The sequence below is a fragment of the Segatella copri genome (genome assembly GCF_026015295.1).
Lineage (GTDB): Bacteria > Bacteroidota > Bacteroidia > Bacteroidales > Bacteroidaceae > Prevotella > Prevotella copri_C.
Genome location: NZ_JAPDUW010000001.1, coordinates 1697324 through 1717891 on the forward strand (window position 1 = coordinate 1697324; position 20568 = coordinate 1717891).

9 protein-coding genes are annotated in these 20568 nt (G+C 44.4%); 8 read left to right on the forward strand and 1 reads right to left on the reverse strand.

What is annotated here, in order from left to right; translation table 11 throughout:
- The first annotated feature begins 14 nt into the window (after positions 1 to 14).
- The 3 genes from ONT18_RS07340 to ONT18_RS07350 all read left to right on the forward strand — a co-directional run bounded on the left by ONT18_RS07340 (position 15) and on the right by ONT18_RS07350 (position 12574).
- The gene (locus ONT18_RS07340; RefSeq protein WP_264904734.1) at positions 15 to 9068 is read left to right on the forward strand and encodes a SpvB/TcaC N-terminal domain-containing protein; all 9054 of its coding nucleotides are present in this window, start codon (positions 15 to 17) and stop codon (positions 9066 to 9068) included.
- Positions 9069 to 9789: 721 nt separating this feature from the next.
- Positions 9790 to 11919: an RHS repeat-associated core domain-containing protein gene (locus tag ONT18_RS07345; RefSeq protein WP_301331990.1), complete on the forward strand. Its 2130-nt coding sequence runs from the start codon at positions 9790 to 9792 to the stop codon at positions 11917 to 11919.
- Positions 11894 to 12574: a hypothetical protein gene (locus tag ONT18_RS07350; protein ID WP_153092967.1), complete on the forward strand. Its 681-nt coding sequence runs from the start codon at positions 11894 to 11896 to the stop codon at positions 12572 to 12574. Before ONT18_RS07345 ends, ONT18_RS07350 begins: the two co-directional genes overlap by 26 nt.
- A gap of 97 nt (positions 12575 to 12671) precedes the next feature.
- Here ONT18_RS07350 and ONT18_RS07355 read toward each other — a convergent pair whose 3' ends face one another.
- Positions 12672 to 13133 carry a copper resistance protein NlpE gene (locus ONT18_RS07355; protein ID WP_218459031.1) on the reverse strand — a complete coding sequence of 154 codons (462 nt, stop codon included), beginning with the start codon at positions 13131 to 13133 and terminating at the stop codon, positions 12672 to 12674.
- Between the two features lie 287 nt (positions 13134 to 13420).
- Between ONT18_RS07355 and ONT18_RS07360 the strand changes: the two genes are divergently transcribed.
- The 5 genes from ONT18_RS07360 to ONT18_RS07380 all read left to right on the forward strand — a co-directional run bounded on the left by ONT18_RS07360 (position 13421) and on the right by ONT18_RS07380 (position 20554).
- Complete coding sequence (locus tag ONT18_RS07360; protein ID WP_264904737.1) at positions 13421 to 15790, forward strand: hybrid sensor histidine kinase/response regulator; 2370 nt, start codon at positions 13421 to 13423, stop codon at positions 15788 to 15790.
- 1 nt (position 15791) lies between these two features.
- Entirely contained in the window at positions 15792 to 17120 is a 1329-nt protein-coding gene (locus tag ONT18_RS07365) for a sigma-54-dependent transcriptional regulator (RefSeq protein ID WP_264904739.1), read from the forward strand.
- 222 nt (positions 17121 to 17342) lie between these two features.
- Positions 17343 to 17972, forward strand: a complete 630-nt coding sequence (locus ONT18_RS07370) for an RteC domain-containing protein (RefSeq protein WP_134844495.1) — start codon at positions 17343 to 17345, stop codon at positions 17970 to 17972.
- Between the two features lie 531 nt (positions 17973 to 18503).
- Positions 18504 to 19112 carry a DUF6088 family protein gene (locus ONT18_RS07375; RefSeq protein ID WP_264904740.1) on the forward strand — a complete coding sequence of 203 codons (609 nt, stop codon included), beginning with the start codon at positions 18504 to 18506 and terminating at the stop codon, positions 19110 to 19112.
- Positions 19109 to 20554 carry an ATP-binding protein gene (locus ONT18_RS07380; RefSeq protein ID WP_264904741.1) on the forward strand — a complete coding sequence of 482 codons (1446 nt, stop codon included), beginning with the start codon at positions 19109 to 19111 and terminating at the stop codon, positions 20552 to 20554. The genes ONT18_RS07375 and ONT18_RS07380 overlap by 4 nt, the downstream gene beginning before the upstream one ends.
- Positions 20555 to 20568: the final 14 nt, after the last annotated feature.

A 20568-nucleotide genomic window follows, 5' to 3' on the forward strand; every position in this document is an offset into this window, starting at 1 on the left:
AAAGGAAGATACGCATGAAGAATTATATACAGAAGGTGGCGTGGGCATTGGTTTTACTGCTTGCCGCCACACTGTCCCTTTCGGCAAAGGACGGGACAGCCGTGAGAAAACTCTTCAAGAAGGGTGTCTCTGACAGTATCTCCGTAGGAGGTAGCAAACTGGTCGTTCTTCAGAAAGACCTCATTCGGAACAGAAGCCTTTCCGTGAACTCTATCGGAGAGGAGAATGTTCCTGAGCTTGACTTTGCCATGACCAACGTCACGGCAGGAGGACATGGCTACCGTTTTCTCCCTCACGGAACCCATTTCACAGGCGAGGGTGCGACAGTCAAGATAAAGTATGACCGCACGAGAATACCAAGCGGCTATACCGAGGACGACATCCGTACCTATTACTACGACCCGGCCGAGAAGCATTGGGTTGCGTTGGAACGTGTGCGTGTGGACAAGAAGGAAGAGTGTGTCGTTTCAAAGACGACCCACTTCACCGACATGATTAACGGTGTGATACAGGCCCCGGAGTCACCGCAGACCGAAGGCTTTGCCCCGACGATGATGAACGACATCAAGGCGGCTGACCCGACGGCGAAGCTCAATGTCATTGCGCCTCCAAGCGCAAACAACCGTGGCTCTGCCAACCTGCAGTATCCGTTCGAGATGCCGCCAGCACGAAACGGTATGCAGCCAAGCCTTGGCTTGCAGTACAGCAGCGAGGGCGGTAGCGGTTGGCTTGGCGAGGGTTGGAACGTCAGCGTGCCAAGCATTACGCTTGACACCCGGTGGGGCGTGCCTCGTTATGACATGTCAAAAGAGACGGAGACTTATCTCTTGTCCGGTTCAATGCTCTCCACTATGGATGACAACGGACAGATGGGAGTTGCACACCGTGGCGAGAAGATGAACAGAAAGGCTGACCGCCAGTTCTACACCCGCCAAGGCGGTGATTTCAGCCGTATCATCCGCAAGGGTGACAGTCCTGCCAACTATTATTGGGAGGTTACAGACAAGCAGGGTGTCAAGTACATCTATGGTGGTGACGGAGCTGTTGTAAAGGGCAATGTCACCGATGCTTCGGGCAATACCCGTGAGGTGATTGCCGAATGGAAGCTGAAACGTGTCGAGGAACTCCACGGTGACTATATAGAATATGTGTATGACATCGTGGATGAGGATGTGCGTGGCGGCTTGAAGGCCAAGGCTGCATATCTGAAGGAGGTTCACGCAGGTAATGCAGGACAGGAACCGCACACCGTTGTACTCTTTGATGGCAACAAGGTAAAGCAGGTAAAGACCAACAATGCCCGCTATGGATTCCTCGCCTCCTCCAACAAGCTGTTGGAGAAAGTGACTGTGAATTTCCAGGGCGAGACCCTGCGCAGCTATGCCTTCGACTATAAGGAAGGGGCTTTCCACAAGGAAATGCTCACTGGTGTCAGACAGTATGACAACAACGGCAAGGAGGTCTCCTTCCAAAACTTCGACTACTATGATGACGTACAGGCAGACAAGGGCTATGTTCCTTTCAAGGATGATTCCGAAAAATGGAACACCCATGATGATGGACTTGACGCAGGGTTCATCAATCCGTTAAAGGCTGTCAGCAAGCGTTTCAGCGACAAGCCAACTGCACTTGGCGGAACGACAAGCTCTTCCGTGAGCGGTTCGTTCTATGCAGGTGTGGGTGTCGTGGACGGAAGTCCTTGGAAAAGCAATACCGTGGGTGGCTCTTACAGCTATTCAAGCGACACGAGCAAGGGACTTTCCGCACTCGTTGACTTGAACGGTGACGGACTTCCTGACAAGGTGTACAAGTCCGGTGGTTCTGTTTATTATCGTCCACAGATTAAGACAGACAACGGAGAAGTCGTATATGGTGAGCCTATCAAGGTAAAGGGCATCAGTAACTTCTCGACAACCAAAAGTTCTACCAACACTTTCGGTGCGAATGCCGTTGTCGGTTGGGATGTCCTGACTGCCGTTGTCGGAACGGACAAGTCAACCACTAAGACAAAGACCACTCAGTATTTCAGCGACATCAATGGTGACGGACTTGTTGACCTCGTTTCCAATGGCAAGGTCTATTTCAACCACTTGGAGTTTGACGGATCTGGCAATGCCGTGCCTACATTTACATTGAGCAGTGCCGACACGCCAAGCCCAATCATCTATGGTGGCAAGGTTGACACTTCCGTCATGGAGGTCAGTAAGGATGAGCAGGCGGAAGCCATCAAGAACTCACCGATGGAGGACATAGTGCGTGTTTGGCAGGCTCCAAAGGACGGAACTGTCAGCGTAACTGGTCAAGTTAGCCTCATTGCACCAACAGATGACTATGATGCTGACGAGTATCAGAAGGCAGACGGCGTAAGAATTGCCATCCAAAAGGGAGGCAATGAACTTTGGAACAAGACGATAGCCAAGGGTGACAACAGTCCATACAGCGCAGCCGTATCATCTGTTGCCGTCAAGCGTGGTGACAGAATCTATTTCCGTGTCCAGTCTGGCTCTGAGGAAACAAGCAACGGCTCATTTGATAAGGTGAATTGGTCACCTACCATTACTTACGCTGGCGAGTCAAATATCTTGCCTAACGGGCTTTCTTCAACAGAGTACAAGCCTGAGGATGGTGCCATCTATGATGTGAACACCTCCGCTAATGTGGAGAATGGTTCAAGCGTGGAAGTTCGCAGTGCCTTCCACAAGCCTGTAACAACCGACGATGTTGTTCTCAGCATCATCGGCAGCAATGAAAAGAAAGATAGTGACGGGAACGACAACCCGAACTATATCGAGAAGACTGTCTTTGCTCGTACACTGAAGGCTAATGAGACTTTCAATGGCGATTCACTCAACATCAGTCTGGAGAATACAGAAAAACTGACCAATTTCAGCTTTGAGATTTCATCCACCTCAAATGTTGATTGGAAGAATATAGGTTGGCAAGCGTCCGTAACTTACAAGGATTCTGCCAATGTTGAGCATACCATGGCAGTTCCTGCACATTACAAGACTTTCGCAAAAGCCTTGGCAGAGGGCAAGCCATACTTGACCACTGCGACTGATACCGTTCTGGTTGTGTCGCCAGTGCTTACCCTTTCTGACAATTCCATCAATGGCCAGGTTACTTTGACCGCCAAGACAGAGGATGCACTCATCGGCAAGAAGTCTTTCAATATCGAGAATGGCATCTTGAAAGCCGATACTCTGCGATTTGCAGCGACCGTAGGAAAGAAGATATGGTTTGAATACAGCTATCCGGCAGCAATCTCTAATGAAACTGTTACTTCAGCCTCTGTTTCCATTCTGAAAGATGCGGCAGGTCTCGTAACAGAGAATGTGCTTGCAGGATTCTATGCAGAGAATGACAATCTTGGCTTCGGTATGCTTTACCGTGGCTGGGGAGGTTTTGTCTATAACTCGGCAGAGGGCAGATATGCAAAGCCTATTGACGAGTCCTTGCTGAAATTGCCTGAAAACGAGAACGACAAGGTTGACCCTCTCACGATGGCATTCACTCCATTGGGTACAGACCAGACTTCTATGGACAAGTGGGTCGGTCAGCGACAGGACATCTATCTTACTGCAACCGAGGCAAGCACAGCACGACTGACCGAGCAGGATGTTCTTCTCTCCAATCCGTTGGAGAACGATACCGAGGTAGCAGGACTTGCAGGTGAATATTTGCAGGGTACTGGTGCTGCGGCAGTAAGCCAAGTGATGTCCAGCAAGAGCACGGTAGTGCAAGGCGGTGCGCTTGGTATCACACACAACGATGCGAGCGGTAGTGCCAAGACAGAGGTCACCATGATGGACATGAATGGTGATGGTTTCCCGGACATCATCGCTGGTGGTACGATTCAATACACCAACTCTCTTGGTGGACTGAGCGGCGAAATCTATAAGGGCATCGGCTCCAGCAACTCCGACAACGCTTCACAGGCATGGGGATATGGCGGTAACCCTGTGGCTTCAGCGTCAAGCATCACAAATCTAATCTCCAAGGGCAAAGCAACCATACTGAACCAGCAGACTGCATGGCTGGCTCAATTCTCCATTTCTGGCAGTGCGCCAAAGAATACGGATGAGGCAGTTGAATCTTTCATTGACATCAATGGCGATGGACTTCCCGACAAGATTCTTTCAGACAAGAAAGTAAAACTGAACCTTGGCTATGCCTTCACTGAGCCTGTTGACTGGGTGCTGGACCGCATCCAAGGCGGTAAGTCTCTTTCCTATAATTTTGGTGCAGGTGCAGGGGAAGATTTTGGTTGGGGAACTACCCAAAATAAGAGCACAAAGCAGTCGATAAACAAGGCCTCCGGCAGTTTCTCAGCAGGCTTTGGCATCGTAACCTCTGAAAGTGAGGAGGAATACAATCTTATCGACATCAACTCTGACGGTCTCCCAGATAAGGTCTGGAAGAATGGTGACGGTATCACTGTTGCCCTTAATACAGGCAATGGCTTTGACGAGCCTATCAGTTGGAAGGGTGCAAGTGCGCTTAGTGAATCAGCCTCTACATCAGAGTCTGCAAATGCAGCGTTCACTTTGACCATCAACATTCCTGTCATAAGCATCAAGATTTCAACCAACCCTGGTGCTTCCACCTCACATAGCATCAACCGCCCTACATATTCTTTGCAGGATGTGGACGGTGACGGCTATCTTGACATCGTTGAGTCTGAGAAGGAAAGCGAGTTAAAGGTTACACGCTCTGCCATTGGCAGGACAAACATGTTAAAGTCTGTCACCAACTCCTTGGGCGGCACTTTCACACTCGACTATGCGCATACCACTCCTACCTACGGACTTCCTGGTGGCAAGTGGGTAATGTCTGCCCTTACCGTTGATGATGGTATCCATGACGATGGACCTGTAATGACTACCGCCTTTGAGTACAAGGACGGCAAGCGTGACCGCCATGAACGTGAGTTCCTCGGTTTCGGTGAGGTCATCACCAAAAACCTTGACACGGAGAAAGGCAATTCTGTTTACAGACAGGCTGTTGAGAACTACGATGTTGCCAACTACTACACGCAGGGCAATGTTACTGCTACTTCCGTGGAGGATGCCAACGGCAACAAATACACGGAGACAAAGAATCGCTACGACAGTTACTATCTGACTGCCGACGGTGACAAGTACATGTTCGCAAAGCGTGACGTGAATCTTTGGAGTGACCGTGCATCTGCATTCGTACCTCTCCGCTATACGGCAAATTTGCAGTATGAGGGAGCGGCAAACGGTGTGGTTACATCTGAGGCATGGAACGAGTACTACCTCAATGGCTATCATGGTGAGTTGAAGTCCTACAAGTACAGCGACAAGGGAAGCCTTGGCGAGGACGGAAACGGAAAGTTTGACTATGCAACCGCCATTAAATACACGGACAATGCAGCGAAGCATATCTTCGGACTTCCAATAGATGTTACGGTGACTGGCGGTGACGGCTCGATTTACCACCATGTGACGGCAAAGTACAACACCAACTATGCCAACCACATCACCCAGATTACGCAACAGTTGAATGACGGTGCGGCAGTTACTGATTACAAGTACGACTCTTACGGCAACATCATCCAGAAGACCCTCCCTGCCAACGGCAAGGGACAGCGCATGTGGTACAAGTACCGCTATGAGCCGGAAATGAACATGTATGTGGAGCGTATTGACGATGCGTGGGGCTACCGCAGCGAGCAAGGCAATTTTGACTATCGCTATGGTATAGCCAAGGAGCATCGTGACCTCAACAACTTCTACTATGAGACTGATGTTGACGACCTCGGTCGCATTACTGGCGTGCGTGGTCCAAATGAGTTGGCTACGGGCGTGCCTTATGCCATCGCCTTTGAATATCAGCCTTTGGCTACCTTTGGTGAGAGTGGCATTACCGCTCCTGCATACGCAGTGACCAAGCACTACGACATCCAGCACCCTAACGATGATTTGGAGACCGTTACATTCGTTGACGGTTTCGGAAGAGCCGTGCAGGTGAAGAAGGACGGTGTTGTGACAAGTGCATCCAAGGGAAACTCTGCCAAGGATGAGAACGTGATGATAGTCAGCGGAAGAAACATGTATGATGCTTTCGGACGTGTGGCAAAGGCCTTCTATCCTACAACGGAAGGAACTGGATCGAAGTCCACATTCAACAAGTCATTTGACAATGTATCTCCAACGGTTACTGTTTATGACGTGCTCGACCGTGCTACCTCAGTGACATTGCCGGACAACTCTACGACAACTACGGCCTATACTGTTGACAACGGCAGCCATGCACTTGTTACAACCGTAACAGACGCACTCCATAATGTGCAGGCTACCCATACCAATGGCAGTGGCAAGACCTTGAAGACCATCCAGAAGAGCGGTCCTGACGGTGAGATTACCACCTCGTTTGAGTATGACGGCATACAGCGCCTTGTCCGTGTCACCGACACGGAGGGCAATGTAACGACCTCTACTTACGACATGGGTGACCGCCGTACTGAGGTGAACCATCCTGCAAGCGGCATCACAAGTTTCACTTATGATGCGCTCGGCAATGTGCTGACCAAGCAGACTGCCAACCTTGCAAAGGAAGGCAAGTTCATCACCTACGATTACGACTATCAGCGTCTGACGGGTATCAACTATCCTGACCACCCGGAGAATAACGTGAAGTATTACTATGGTGGTCGCAACGCTTCTCAGAACCGTATTGGCAGATTGATGCTCCGTGAGGACGGAACGGGTGCCATTGAATACTTCTATGGCAAGATGGGTGAAGTAACAAAGACCCGCCGCACGCTGATTGTGCCTAACCAGGCGATAGCAACCTACGTGACGCAATGGACTTATGACAGCCACAACCGTCTGTTGGAGATGATCTATCCTGATGAGGAGAAGATTACCTATTCTTACAACCTCGGAGGTCAGCTTGAGAAGGTTCATGGCTACAAGTCATACGGCTACGATTATGTGAGCAAGATCGGCTATGACAAGTTTGAGCAGCGCACATATTTGAAGTATTGCAACGGTGCGGAGACTTTCTACACCTATGATCCTCAGCGTCGCAGATTGCAGAACCTCACCGTGAACAGTGGTGGCAATACCATCATGGACAATGCCTACACTTACGATGCGGTGAGCAATGTGCTCAGCGTGATAAATGGTGCATCAGTGCCACAGAGTGGCAAGGCTGGCGGGCAGATGGCGCATACCTATACATACGATGCCCTCTATCGTCTTGTCAGTGCAACTGGTACTTATACAGGTGCGGACAACAAGACTGCAAACTACACGCTTGCAATGGGCTATGATAACATGCACCGTATCACTTCGAAGCGTCAGATTCTCACGCAGAACAATGTGCAGTTTGATGGTACGCTCAACGCTGGTTATGACCTTACTTATACATACGGCACAGACACTGGTAAGAAATTCCAGCTTGCTAACGTGAAGGATGTGAACTACCGCACGGAGGAGACACCTTCAGAAAGCGAGAATGTGAACAACAATCATGCCTACGAGTATGATGCCAACGGCAACCTCGTTTATGTTAACACAAGCCGTACCAAGAAGGATGGCATGGCTGACGAGAAGACCGCAGAGCGTAAACTCAAATGGGATGAGGAGAACCGTCTTCTTGCTTCTGACGACAATGGATTTGTTACTAACTATTGGTATGACGCTGACGGCGAGCGCACGGTGAAGACTTCTGGCGAGAGTGACCAAGTTTATGTGAACTCAGAGTTTGCTGGAGGTCGCACGAACACCGCCAAGTTCTCACTCTATGTATCACCTTATCTCGTTGCCAACCAAGGCGGACGCTATACCAAGCACATCTATATCGGTAGTCAGCGAGTCGTTTCCAAGATTGGTGACTTCGACTCTTACGGTTCAGACCCACGCCGCATCCAGTATGCAGGTAGTGAGACTGATGGCCTTTCTGTTGATTATAAAGCTAAATATACCGAACAGTTGCAGGTTATCAAGGATAATTATGCAACCTTTGCTGTGCCGTACAATGGTGAGGACAACAACGACTATGTCGATGGCAAGGGCTTCTGCTGCAATGACGGCAGCTTGGAGGCAGCGCAGTCACGTGTAATGGCAAGAGCAATGAAGAACAACTTCCAAGAAGGCGACTCATACGAGAAGATGCAGTTCTACTACCACCCAGACCATTTGGGCAGCAGTAGTTACATCACCAACCTTGATGGCGAGGTGGTACAGCATATCGAGTATGTTCCTTTCGGTGAAGTGTTCATTGAGGAGCGCAACAACATCTGGAATACGCCTTATCTTTTCAATGCGAAGGAATTCGATGAAGAGACGGGGTTGTATTACTATGGAGCGAGGTATTATGACCCGAGGTTGAGTTTGTGGATTTCTACGGATGCATTAAAGGAAAAAACTCCAAATGTATCACCGTATATTTATACAGATAACAATCCCATCATATATATAGATCCTGATGGAAATTTCAGATGGAAAGCTTTAGCTGAAGCCTCGCGTAAATGGTACAATCTATGGCACAAGAACAAAGCTTCTGAAGTAATTGAGAACAGAGATACAAAGAATCCTATTCTTAGATATTCTTATCAGGTATGTTCTTATGAAAATGGTGAATTTGTTGTAACTCTTCATTACAAAGTCGGTAAAGAATTTGTCAATGCAGCCCAGAATGTCGGAGATGCTGCTGCTATAGCTGGCTATGCATTAACACTGTCTGTTGCTGGTGCTGAAGTTGGTGTACCTTTGGCTGGTATTGGAAACACAATTTCTGGTGCTGCAGGTATTACAGGAATGCTCATTGATGCAGTAAATGATGATTGGGCTGATGTGCTTAAGAGTGGTCTTTTTGTACTTATTGACAAAGCAACAGGAAAATTATTTCATAAATATTTGCCTAGTCATGACAAAAAAATCGGTGAAGAAGGTTTTGACTTAGGAACTGAAATATTAGATCAAAGTCGCCAACTTAAAATCTCTGGAGCTGAAAAAATCACCGATAAGGTAATAGAAGAAAAGGACTCAGAAAATAATAATAATACAAAAGATAATAATACAAAAGATAATAAATAATGGATACGATACCTCTATGGTGCATAATATTTATTAATTGCATAACGCTCTTGAGTAGTGTATGGATACTTATATATTTATACAGAAATAGAAGTAAAAAAAGTTTTTCCACATATATATATGGAATAGCTTCATTGATAGGACTGTTCTTAGGTGTGATAAGTTTTTTTTATTACATCTGTCATGCATTTTGTGCAATATTATTTGGTATAGAAATATTTATTGATACATATATGGAACAGAAAAAGAATCCTGTTAATAGGACTTATTTCAAAATAACAATTCCTCATCCTTCAGTTCTTAAGGGATACTATGGCGGTATTGGTTTTATGTTCTATGGGATAATGGTGATATTATATTACATGATATAATGCATGTTTTAAAGTAAACAGTTGAGCAGAAGGGGATACAGAAATTACAGGTATCTTCCTTCTGCTCTATAAATAAAAGACTCGTTTATCACATAAATACGATTCAAAAATCTGATGTTTTTTAGCATAATGCTATAAAAAGGAATCGTTTGAGTTGTTATAAGATAGCAAACCTGATTATGAAATATTGAAAGTCTTACGGCTATGACTACGTGAACAGTATCGGCTATGACAAATTCGAGCAGCGCACCAACCTGAAGTACTGCAACGGTGCGGAGACTTTCTACACCTACGAACCCGCACGCCGCAGGCTGCAGAACCTGACGGTCAACGCAGGCGGCAAGTCCATCATGGACAATGCCTATGCCTACGATGCCGTAAGCAACGTGCTCAGCGTTGCCAACAAGGCCGCACTTCCCGAAAGCGGAAAGGCGGGCGGACAGATGGCGCATGCCTATACGTATGACGCACTCTACCGCCTGGCAAGTGCCACGGGAACTTATGCTGGAGCGGACAGCAAGACCGCTTCCTATCGGCTGGAGATGGGCTACGACAACATGCACCGCATTGTGTCGAAGAAGCAGCATTTCACGCAGCAGGGCGTGCAGTTCGACGGAACGCTCCATGTGGGCTATGACCTGGCCTATACCTACGGCAAGACTGAGGGCAAAAAGTTCCTGCTCGCAGAAGTGAAGGATGCGAACTACCGCACGGAAGAGAATCCGAATTCCGTGGCCAAGGTGGACAACAACCATACTTACACTTACGATGCCAATGGTAACCTGGTCTATGTCAATACAAGCCGTACAAAGAAGGATGGCATGGCTGACGAGAAGACCGCAGAGCGCAAACTCAAATGGGATGAGGAGAACCGTCTCCTTGCTTCTGATGATAACGGCTTTGTGACCAACTATTGGTATGACGCAGACGGAGAACGCACGGTGAAGACATCGGGCGAGAGTGACCAAGTCTATGTGAACTCTGAGTTTGCAGGAGGCCGCACGAACACCGCCAAGTTCTCATTGTATGTATCTCCTTACCTCGTTGCCAACCAAGGCGGACGCTATACAAAGCATATCTATATAGGTAGTCAGCGTGTCGTTTCCAAGATTGGTGACTTCGATTCTTACGGATCAGACCCACGCCGCATCCAGTATGCAGGTAGTGAGACTGATGGCTTGTCTGTTGATTATAAGGTTAAATATACTCAGCAGTTGCAGGTTATCAAGGATAATTATGCAACCTTTGCAGTGCCGTACAATGGCGAGGACAACAACGATTATGTCGATGGTAAGGGCTTCTGCTGCAATGACGGCAGCTTGGAGGCTGCGCAGGCACGTGTTATGGCAAGAGCAATGAAGAACAATTTCCAAGAAGGTGACGCATACGAGAAGATGCAGTTCTACTACCACCCAGACCACTTGGGTAGCAGTAGTTACATCACCAACCTTGACGGCGAGGTGGTGCAGCATATTGAATATGTTCCTTTCGGTGAAGTGTTCGTTGAGGAGCGCAATAACATCTGGAATACGCCTTATCTTTTCAATGCGAAGGAATTCGATGAGGAAACGGGATTGTATTACTATGGGGCAAGATACTATGACCCAAGGGTGAGTTTGTGGACGACTACAGACCCTTTGGAAGAAGAATATCCAAACATTACAACATATGGATTTTGTCATAATAACCCCGTTGTTTTAGTTGACCCTGATGGCATGGGGGATTATTATAATAAGGCTGGAAGATGGTTAGGTAATGATGGAAGAAAAGATAATATTGCCTATCTCGCAGACGCTGTGTCTAAAGACAAAGCTGGAAGAAATCATTTTCAAAATGCAAATGTCTTAAGTCTGAAAAACAGTGAATTAAATATATTCGCTAATACCGTTGCCCAAGAGTCATCTGGTAATAAAATCGAATCTTTTGCATTAGCAAGTGCTATAAAGAACCTTGCAGACTATAAGGGAAAAAGTATAATGCAAACAATACAAACGGAAGGTATCTTTGGTTATAGAGATGGAGGAAACAATACTCAATACAACAATAATGCTGAATATAGTATGGCTGCTGTCCTTAATGCTATAACTGGAGGAAAAGATTTTTCAAATGGTGCTATAAGATGGGATGGCTTTGACTTGGCAATAAAAGGCTGGGAGCATGTAAAATCGAAAAATCAAGGATTAGGAATTTCCCGTTCCCATTACCAAACTTTCTATAGTTATTGGGCTGGCGGGAATAGGCTAAAAAATGCATCTGGAAACCAAAATGCCATATTTAATCCTGAATTTCAAATGTTAGGTAAAAAACTTACTTATAGTCCAGCAATTCAAGGGTATTGGAAAGGAATGGTCTTATATAATTCTTCGGCTGCATATGGCGGAACTATTTTCTGGAGACCTGTTTCTAACTTTATAATTAAAGGTGTAAATTTAAATAGAAACTTTAGAAAAGTAAATGGAAGTAAAAACAAACCTTTATAATGCTCTTTATTATCATAACGCTTCGGTATTTTTTTACCGAGGTGTTATGATAATATTGCTGTTACTGATATTAGGGTGTTCTGATTCTAATAAGGTAGCCAAAGAAACAAATGTAAGCATTGATGTCATTAATAAGGTAGGATTTAAGAGTGTATTTGCAAAAAATGGCATATTTGTTAAACTTGTACCTGCAGAAGATAACTCCTATTCACTTCAGGTAAGTATTACAAATTATATTGATACTCTTGATTACTATTTAAATAGCAAGACAAAGCAACAGTCTGTACCAAAAATTTTATTTGGCACTGATTATGTATTTTTCCTTACGGGTTCTTCAAGCTACAGGTATATAACATTGTCATATTTAGATAAGCGATTTAATAAAATTATAACTCATAAATATACAACAAGCAGAGATGTGTCATCGGATATCGATGGAGCTATTTTTTTCAAAGAAGGATACTACTATTGGTATGATTTAAAAAAACATGTGCTTCATTGTATGCGTTCTAATTTAAATATGAGCTCATTTAATGAAGCTATTTTGTTTAGTGGTGATAGTATTTTAATAAAAGAAGGATGTGAAATAAAAAAATACAAAGAGAGAGATTTTTCTCAAAAAAGCAGTTTATTGACTCCCACTATTATTAGATAGTTGAGATTAGCTGTGTTCAAATTTTTACTTCCTACTAATAGAAATCCGTGGATAAGGAATTAACCTATCCACGGATTTTTATTTGTAACGTTGTTTTTTACTTTCTCTTTTTCAACACATAGAACCTGGCGATTTCACCTTCTGGTTCATTGCCAACCGAGTCTGTCATAACAATGATATTGTCAGCCTTCACTTTATAGAAGGTATGCTCACCGCTTGAGGGACGTACAAGCATCAGTACATTGTCATCGAGTACTTTGAATACTCCGCTTGCCTCGTTATGCCCATCCTTTTGGTCAATGTAATCCTGCTCAATCTGATATGTACTGTCAGCCTTGATGGTGAGCACTGTCTTTATACCCGGGCAATCTGCTGCCGGGAGAGTTCCCTCATACGTTCCTGCAACAGACGCCAAATCCACATTGTCCTTATTAGAAGCGGTGGTGTCAACTACATTTGCAGAATCATTGTCTGCAGCATTTGGCGTAGTCTTCTTTCCTGTGCAGGAAGCCAGAATTGCCAGAGAACTTATCGCCAAAACAATCAGTTTCGTTTTCATACTTTCCTTTTAAGTTATAATAATCAATTACCTATTGGCGGAACTATCCGCTAAGACGGTGCAAAAGTAAATAAAAAGAATGAAAATGTATAATTAAATAAAAAAAAACAACGTAAAAGATACGCAAATTAGCTTATATGTACGACGTACAGATCGTTTTTAAAGTAATAAAAGTTGTTATAAAATGAGCAGAAATTCGTAATTGTGAAGCTATGAGTGTATCTTTGTCAACTAAAGACAATATAAATTGGCAATATGTAATAGTAATATCAAAAGATAATAGCAATATGGAACGCAAAAAACAGACCGGGCATATCTGCCGATGGATGGCTTTAGGCATAATGATAGCCACCATTGTTGTAGGATGTACCATTGGAATCGGCCTATTTGAATGGCGCGACAGAAGTAGTATGGAGAATAGAAATGCAGAACTGCATCTTTGGCGAAAAAGCATGTATGATTTGAACATACATGTCACCAAACTGGCCCTGCTCGGTGAAACGGCTGCCGACTGGGATTCAACAGCAGCGAACGAATACCACAGGCTTAGTGCGGATGTTAGTAGCCGCCTTCAGAATATAGCCGGTCTTTGTACCAATGAAGATATACGTTCGGTTCAGGAATTGTTGAAAGAAAAAGAAAGACTTTTGCTTGCCATGAGAAATGCGATACACGAGTGCAACGATATTCATTCAAGGTTTACCACAGAAGTCCCTAAGATTGTAGAAAAGAGCAAGTCTGAAAGCAGAAGAGTCGTTTCATCAGCGCAGGAAGCGCAGAAGAAAAAGAAAAAAGGCTTTTTCAGACGTCTGTTCGGTAAGAAGTCCGAGAAGACAGACTCCTCCAAAGTCACGTTGAGACATAGCGAAACGGCAAGGATGCTGACTACGCTGCACAACGACTTGTTGACAAGACACCAGCAGCAGAGCCGTAAGGTAAGTGGCATACTCGACAGCCTCAGAATCAGAAATGAGGTCATCAATAAGCATTTGCAGAATGTGATAACCGTTGTTGACGCAAAAGTGAATAATGGTATTGCCAAGCGTGAGCAGCAGATTAAGGCTATTGAAAATAGAAATCCTTATTATTATATATGTATGCTCAGCTCACTTATACCAGTGTTTCTCATTATGTTCATTCTTGTAAAGAAATTTGCAGCAAGAATGCGTAAAAGCCAAGCTGACATGGAGCAGCTTATTGCGGAACTTCAAGAAGCAAACCGACAGAATCAGGAACTGCTGAGAAGCCGTAGAAAGACGCTTCTGACCATTGTTCATGAATTAAGAAGTCCATTGTCTGCTATATCAAGCGAGTCTGCACAAATGCTTCGCGAGAGAGACCATGTTTCTTGCGAAAGAATGACTGGCATATATCAGTCCTCCAAGATGATGTCTGAAATGATAGATGGTCTGTTGACATTTTATCGCTTGGACAGCGGAAAGGAAACGCTTTTCAAGAAGCCTGTAAATTTGAAAAGCATTTCAGAAATGCTGCGGTTGGAGTATTCTGCACAAGCTACGCAGGCGGGTCTGACTCTTACGGTGCATGCCCATGCGGAAGGAGTAGTGATAGCTGACAAGTTGAAATTATTGAGAATCGGACGAAACCTGCTGTCGAATGCCATCAAATACTCATCGTCAGGAGATGTCATACTGATAACCGAGTATATCAATGGAATATACACCATGTCTGTACATGATAACGGTACAGGCATGAGTATAGAACAGACAGCTGAAATCTTCAAGGCATTTCACCGTCTTGGCAATGCTGCAACTAAGGACGGGTTCGGGCTTGGTCTGTCTATCGTTGACAGCATTGTGAAACTGATGAAAGGTACCGTATCCGTAGAGAGTGAAAAAGGAAAAGGCAGCATTTTTACAGTGAAGCTGCCAATGGAAAGAGCAGACTCTCCGCAGAATGTGACAGACTGCTATCAAGGTATTGACACTGCATCCAATTACAGGATCATAGCCATTGATGACAGCGAGGCACAGCTTGAAATCATACATGAGGCTTTTTCTGTTGCCGGAATGTCTTGCGATACCTGCCGGAATGTGAACGATCTGATGCTGAAAATGCGTGAGAATGAATACGACTTGTTGATTACAGACCTGAAGATGCCGGAATACGACGGATATGCAGTTTTGGAACTTTTGAGAGCCTCCAATATCAGAAATTCACGATCCATCCCCGTATTGATACTGACGGCGTCCGACAACATCACCGAAGAGGAATTCATATCGGCAGGATTCTGCGGCTGCGTCTTCAAGCCTGTATCCTTTAAGGAACTCCGTGAGAAGGTTGAAGGATATATAGAAACCGTAACAAAAGAGCATAAGATGGATTTTTCAAGGTTGATGGCATACGGAAATACGAACAAGCTGCTCGAGACAATTGTCGGTGAGACGAAGGAAGAGCTTGTAAGCATAAAGGCGACGGCTTCCATAGAAGACAGGGTGAAAATGCAGAATATAGTACATCACCTGTACAGCTCGTGGAGCATTATCAGTGCAGACGGACCACTGCGGGAACTCAGCAGACTCTTGAAGAATACCTCTGCTACGGATGAAGAAATAAACATGGCAGTTTATGTTGTAATCAGACAGGCAGAGACCATCATCAATGAGGCAACAACACAACTTGAAAATAACGTTTGATATGGCAAAAGATACGATATTAGTGATTGATGACAACAGAACATTCTGCAACTATCTGTGCAGCATCCTTGAATCAAAAGGCTTCCATACCAGGAATGCTTACAGCTTCAAGAATGCCGTTGAACTTGTTCGAAATGCGCATGTAGAAGATGTTGTCTTGTGTGATTTGCAGCTTGGAGACAATAAGACGGGTAATGACTTGCTCAAGTGGATGAATGACAATGACATCCGCAATCCGTTTATCATTATGACCCAGTACGACCAGGCTGTCACAGCAGTAGAGGCAATGAAACTCGGGGCGGTGAATTATATCCCGAAGGAGTTGCTGTTCGACAAACTGTATCCACAGATAGAGGAAATAATCCGTCACCGAGAGCTACGGAAAAAGAAAACAGGAAACATACAGGAAAGGAAGAGCAAGGCTTTTCAGGAGGTTTATCACCGTGTATTTCTGTGTGCTCCAATAGACATTTCTGTGCTTATTCTTGGTGCCAATGGAACCGGGAAGGAACATGTTGCACACAGCATCTGGGCAAAGAGCAACCGATCAAACAAGCCATATATCCGTGTGGACTGTGGCATATTGAGCAAGGAACTTGCCGCGTCTGAATTGTTCGGATACAGAAAAGGAGCATTCACGGGTGCTGAATGTGACAAGGACGGATATTTCGGTGCGGCAAGCGGCGGTACACTCTTTCTTGACGAAGTTGGCAACTTGCCAATCGAGGTACAGCAGATGCTTCTGCGTGTCCTGACGACGAAAACATATTCTCCTGTGGGAAGTACGGAAGAAAAGACAGCCGATGTAAGAGTAATAGCCGCTACCAACGAGAATTTGGAGGATGCAATCAAGGAGAAACGTTTCCGCCAAGATCTGTATTATCGTCTTTGTGAGTTTACTATTCAATTGCCAGAACTCGAATCATGTAAAGATGACATTCTCCCATTGGCTTCTGCATTCATGGAAGAAGCCAATGAGCGGATGAACAAGCATGTTACGGCTATAACAGATGAAGCCCAGAAAGCCATGCTGACATATTCATGGCCTGGTAATGTTAGAGAATTGAAACATGTGGTCCAGCAAGCCGTACTGTTATCTGCAAATGATACAATCACAGAAGACACTTTGATGTTGAGCAAAGGATGCAGCCATCCTGCAACTAATTTGAAGGAGAAAAAAGACGGTATTGAGAAGGAGCACTATGAAAAGGTATTGGAGGTGTTCGGAGGCAATGTCACATCTACAGCAAAGTCAATGGGGATAAGCCGTTCTACGATGTACCGGAAGATGAAGAATCATGGCATAAAGCATATAAGAAAGTTAAAGTAGTGACGGATAAGTGTTTCAGAGATGATACTGTTGTTTCATTTTTGAAACACTTTTTCTGTAAGCTTCGCTACGTAATAAGCTTCTAATCGCGATGTTATATACTGATAATCATATGGTTACTTAAATTCGTTATTATTTGAAACCATTCTCTGGCATGGATTTAGTACAAAACTAAGTGTGTACACGCATCATTTAGTGTTGAACCCTTTAATATTTATCGATATGAAGCATCAGATATTGACAGAAACAAAGTTCTTCAAACTCTTGGATGGTATGGACAATATAGACCCAACCCAATTGCAGGTAGAATACCACATCTTTATCGGTCGTGTGATAGACCTTAGCCGCCAGGCTCATGAGCAGCACGAGGCTATGCACTCTCTCGTATTTGCCGAAACCGAATTGCAGTATCATCCACTGTTGCATTTGGGTACTGAGCATATTCCCTGCATGTATGTGAAGAAAGCCTTGTCGTTTATCCGAAAGATGGTGCAGCATGCCAAGTCGGGGATATCCAATATGCTTTCCGCCCCAGTAGCTACGAATGCCATAGGCAAGGAAAAGTCAAATGAAGTCACCCCAATCCGTTGGACTGGCAAAGCTTCCGACCTTGTTGAACTCATTTATGGTATAGACGAACTGGGCTGTGTCAACGATGGCGAGATACCTTTGAAGGAAGTAGCCGCATATTTCTACAAGATGCTTGGAGTAAATGCAAAGGAGTGCTACCACATCTATGCGGATATGAAGATGCGCAAGAACGAAAGTAGGACTTACTTCCTTGACAGAATGCAGGAAAGAGTAAACCGAAGAATGGAGCAAGATGAAGAAAGAGAGAGGATGAGGAGATGAAATTCTGTTTACGACGACTCAGAAGAACGGCTCTATTTCTCTGTAGTCAGCACTGGACTATAAAACGTCGAATGGCGAAGTCGCGGAATGTGAAACCTTCGATGCCGTCATGGCAATGGCTGGACCTTACTTTTCTTACCCCATTACATCAAGATGGAATATTGGAAGCAAGCTATTGACCGGATATATCGTCTAACCAAAACTTTCTCTCTCAGGAGACAATGTCGTTCCCAAGAATTGTGGCGTCTGTTTTGGAAGTGGAATATCTTTCTCCTACAAAGCTAAGGAAAACTATTGCATCCGTTTCTTCCTTGATTACAATCTCCAGCCTTCTCACAGCAAAAAACGGTGAATGGATGAATACACTTGCCGTAGGAACAACTTTCGGAGTTAATTTATAGATTTATTGGGGATAAACTGCTTATTTATGCCGACTCTGTACATATAAGCAAATTATATAGTGAAAAAGAATAAAAAGATTTGGTTTTGCCACAAATTTACTGTATTTTTGTGGCAAAACAATGAATGGATATGGCAGAGAAGAGTGCTTACAATGAAATAAAAAGGAAAGTAAAATCTTCCAAACGGGGAACGTTGTTCTTTCCAGACTTATTTGCCCATACAGCTTCATCTGACGCTGTAAGGTCTGCCTTGGTTCGTCTATGCAAAGGCAGAGACATCATACGGGTAGCCCAAGGAATCTATTGCTATCCAATAATTGACGAAAAATGTGAAAGTGGATTTATCACGCCATCTGTGGAAGAAATAGCAGAAGGTATTGCAAATCGTGACAAGGTAAGAATAGCCTCGACTGGTGCTTATGCCATGATTCTATTAGGATTATCCTCACAGATGCCATCAGATATTGTCTTTGTTACCGATGGTTCCTCCCGCAAGGTATCATTGGGTAAGGGCAAAAGCATTATGTTCAAGCATACCTCTGAAATGCGGACATTTGCCTATCGTTCAAGACTTATGTTACTTATCGTAATGGCGCTGAGAGAAATTGGTGAAAGAAACGTAACAGAACAACAGATGAATATCATCAAATGTCATTTGAAAAAAGTTCCAGCAAACGATTTCCAGAAGGACATCTTGTTGGCTCCCATCTGGGTTCGTAAAAAATTGCAGACACAATGAATTATCAAGATATAGAAAGAATAGCAGAATTAGAGGAAGGCAGCAACTTGGAGTTCAAGGAATCGACGGGACAGTTAGATCGCTCGATGGAAACGTTGTGTGCTTTTCTCAATGGTGATGGTGGCAATATACTTTATGGTGTCAAAGACAATGGCAAAATTATAGGTCAGGAGGTCTCCGACAGTACCAAACGTTCCATTGCAGAGGCAGTCAATAGAATTGAGCCTTTCGTGGAGTTGGAGATAGCGTATGTGCCTATTCCTGAAACCAATAAGTATGTGATATGCATTCATGCTGAATGTACACGATATATGCGTCCATTCACCTACAAAGGAAGAGCGTATATGCGTATTGAAAGTACCACTACCTTCATGCCGCAAGAACGATATAACCATCTCTTAATGGAAAGAGGCGGCAAATATGGTTGGGAGGCAATGATCAACTCTGATTTGGAAATAAGCGACTTGGATGAGAATGCCATTCTCGGTGCTGTCCGTGAGGGAATACGAAACGGAAGACTTCCAGAAACAACCATTCGCGAGGAGATACCTGTAATCTTGAAAAAATTCGGTCTGCTCCATGTTGGGAAACTAAACAATGCTGCCGCAGTATTGTTTGGCAAGAATTTGTATGGCTATCCACAATGCCTTGTGCGTATGGCTCGTTTCAGAGGAACAACAAAAGAAGAGTTTATAGACAACCAACGTGCGGAAGGTAACATTTATGAATTGATTGATGCCGCAATGGCATTTTTCTTTAAGCATCTCTCACTGTCTGGTAAGATAAATGGTCTTTATCGTGATGAAGAGTTGAGCATTCCGTACAAGGCTTTAAGAGAGAGCTGCATCAACTCACTTTGCCATCGCTCGTATCATCAACCGGGTAGTTCTGTAAGCATCGCTATCTACGATGATCGTGTTGAAATAAGAAATACAGGAACTTTTCCTGCCGACTTGCCTATAGAACGTCTTATGCAGGAACATGACTCCAAGCCACAGAATCCAATTATCGCCAACGTACTCTATAAGAGCAAGATATTGGAGAGTTGGGGACGTGGAATAGGTACAATGGTTGATGAATGCAAACGTGTAGGCTTGCCTGCTCCAGAATTAAATACTGATGGTAATTTTGTGTGGGTCGTGTTTAAGTATAATAGGAGCAGTGTGGTAAACACCCAACAAGCTACCCAACAAGCTACCCAACAAGCTACCCAACAAGCTACAAAATTTGTTCAGGAGCTGATTTCTGTTGTAAATACCAATGAATATTCAGTAAAAGAAATCATGTCTCTCTTAAAATTGAAGGATAGGGTTAATTTCCTGAGAATTTATCTTACCCCTGCTTTAGAAGAAGGTCTAATTTCAATGAAATACCCTAAAAATCCAAAGCATCCGGGACAAAAATATATGCTTACAGAAAAAGGCAAGGCATTATTAAAATAGAAAGACGACAAAGG

Bases quoted from the DNA above. Each gene is read 5' to 3' on its own strand.
- ONT18_RS07360 (WP_264904737.1), top strand. From the start codon at position 13,421: ATGGAACGCAAAAAACAGACCGGGCATATCTGCCGATGGATGGCTTTA.
- ONT18_RS07375 (WP_264904740.1), top strand. From the start codon at position 18,504: ATGGCAGAGAAGAGTGCTTACAATGAAATAAAAAGGAAAGTAAAATCT.
- ONT18_RS07350 (WP_153092967.1), top strand. From the start codon at position 11,894: ATGGAAGTAAAAACAAACCTTTATAATGCTCTTTATTATCATAACGCT.
- ONT18_RS07345 (WP_301331990.1), top strand. From the start codon at position 9,790: ATGGACAATGCCTATGCCTACGATGCCGTAAGCAACGTGCTCAGCGTT.
- ONT18_RS07365 (WP_264904739.1), top strand. From the start codon at position 15,792: ATGGCAAAAGATACGATATTAGTGATTGATGACAACAGAACATTCTGC.
- ONT18_RS07355 (WP_218459031.1), bottom strand. From the start codon at position 13,133: ATGAAAACGAAACTGATTGTTTTGGCGATAAGTTCTCTGGCAATTCTG.
- ONT18_RS07380 (WP_264904741.1), top strand. From the start codon at position 19,109: ATGAATTATCAAGATATAGAAAGAATAGCAGAATTAGAGGAAGGCAGC.
- ONT18_RS07370 (WP_134844495.1), top strand. From the start codon at position 17,343: ATGAAGCATCAGATATTGACAGAAACAAAGTTCTTCAAACTCTTGGAT.
- ONT18_RS07340 (WP_264904734.1), top strand. From the start codon at position 15: ATGAAGAATTATATACAGAAGGTGGCGTGGGCATTGGTTTTACTGCTT.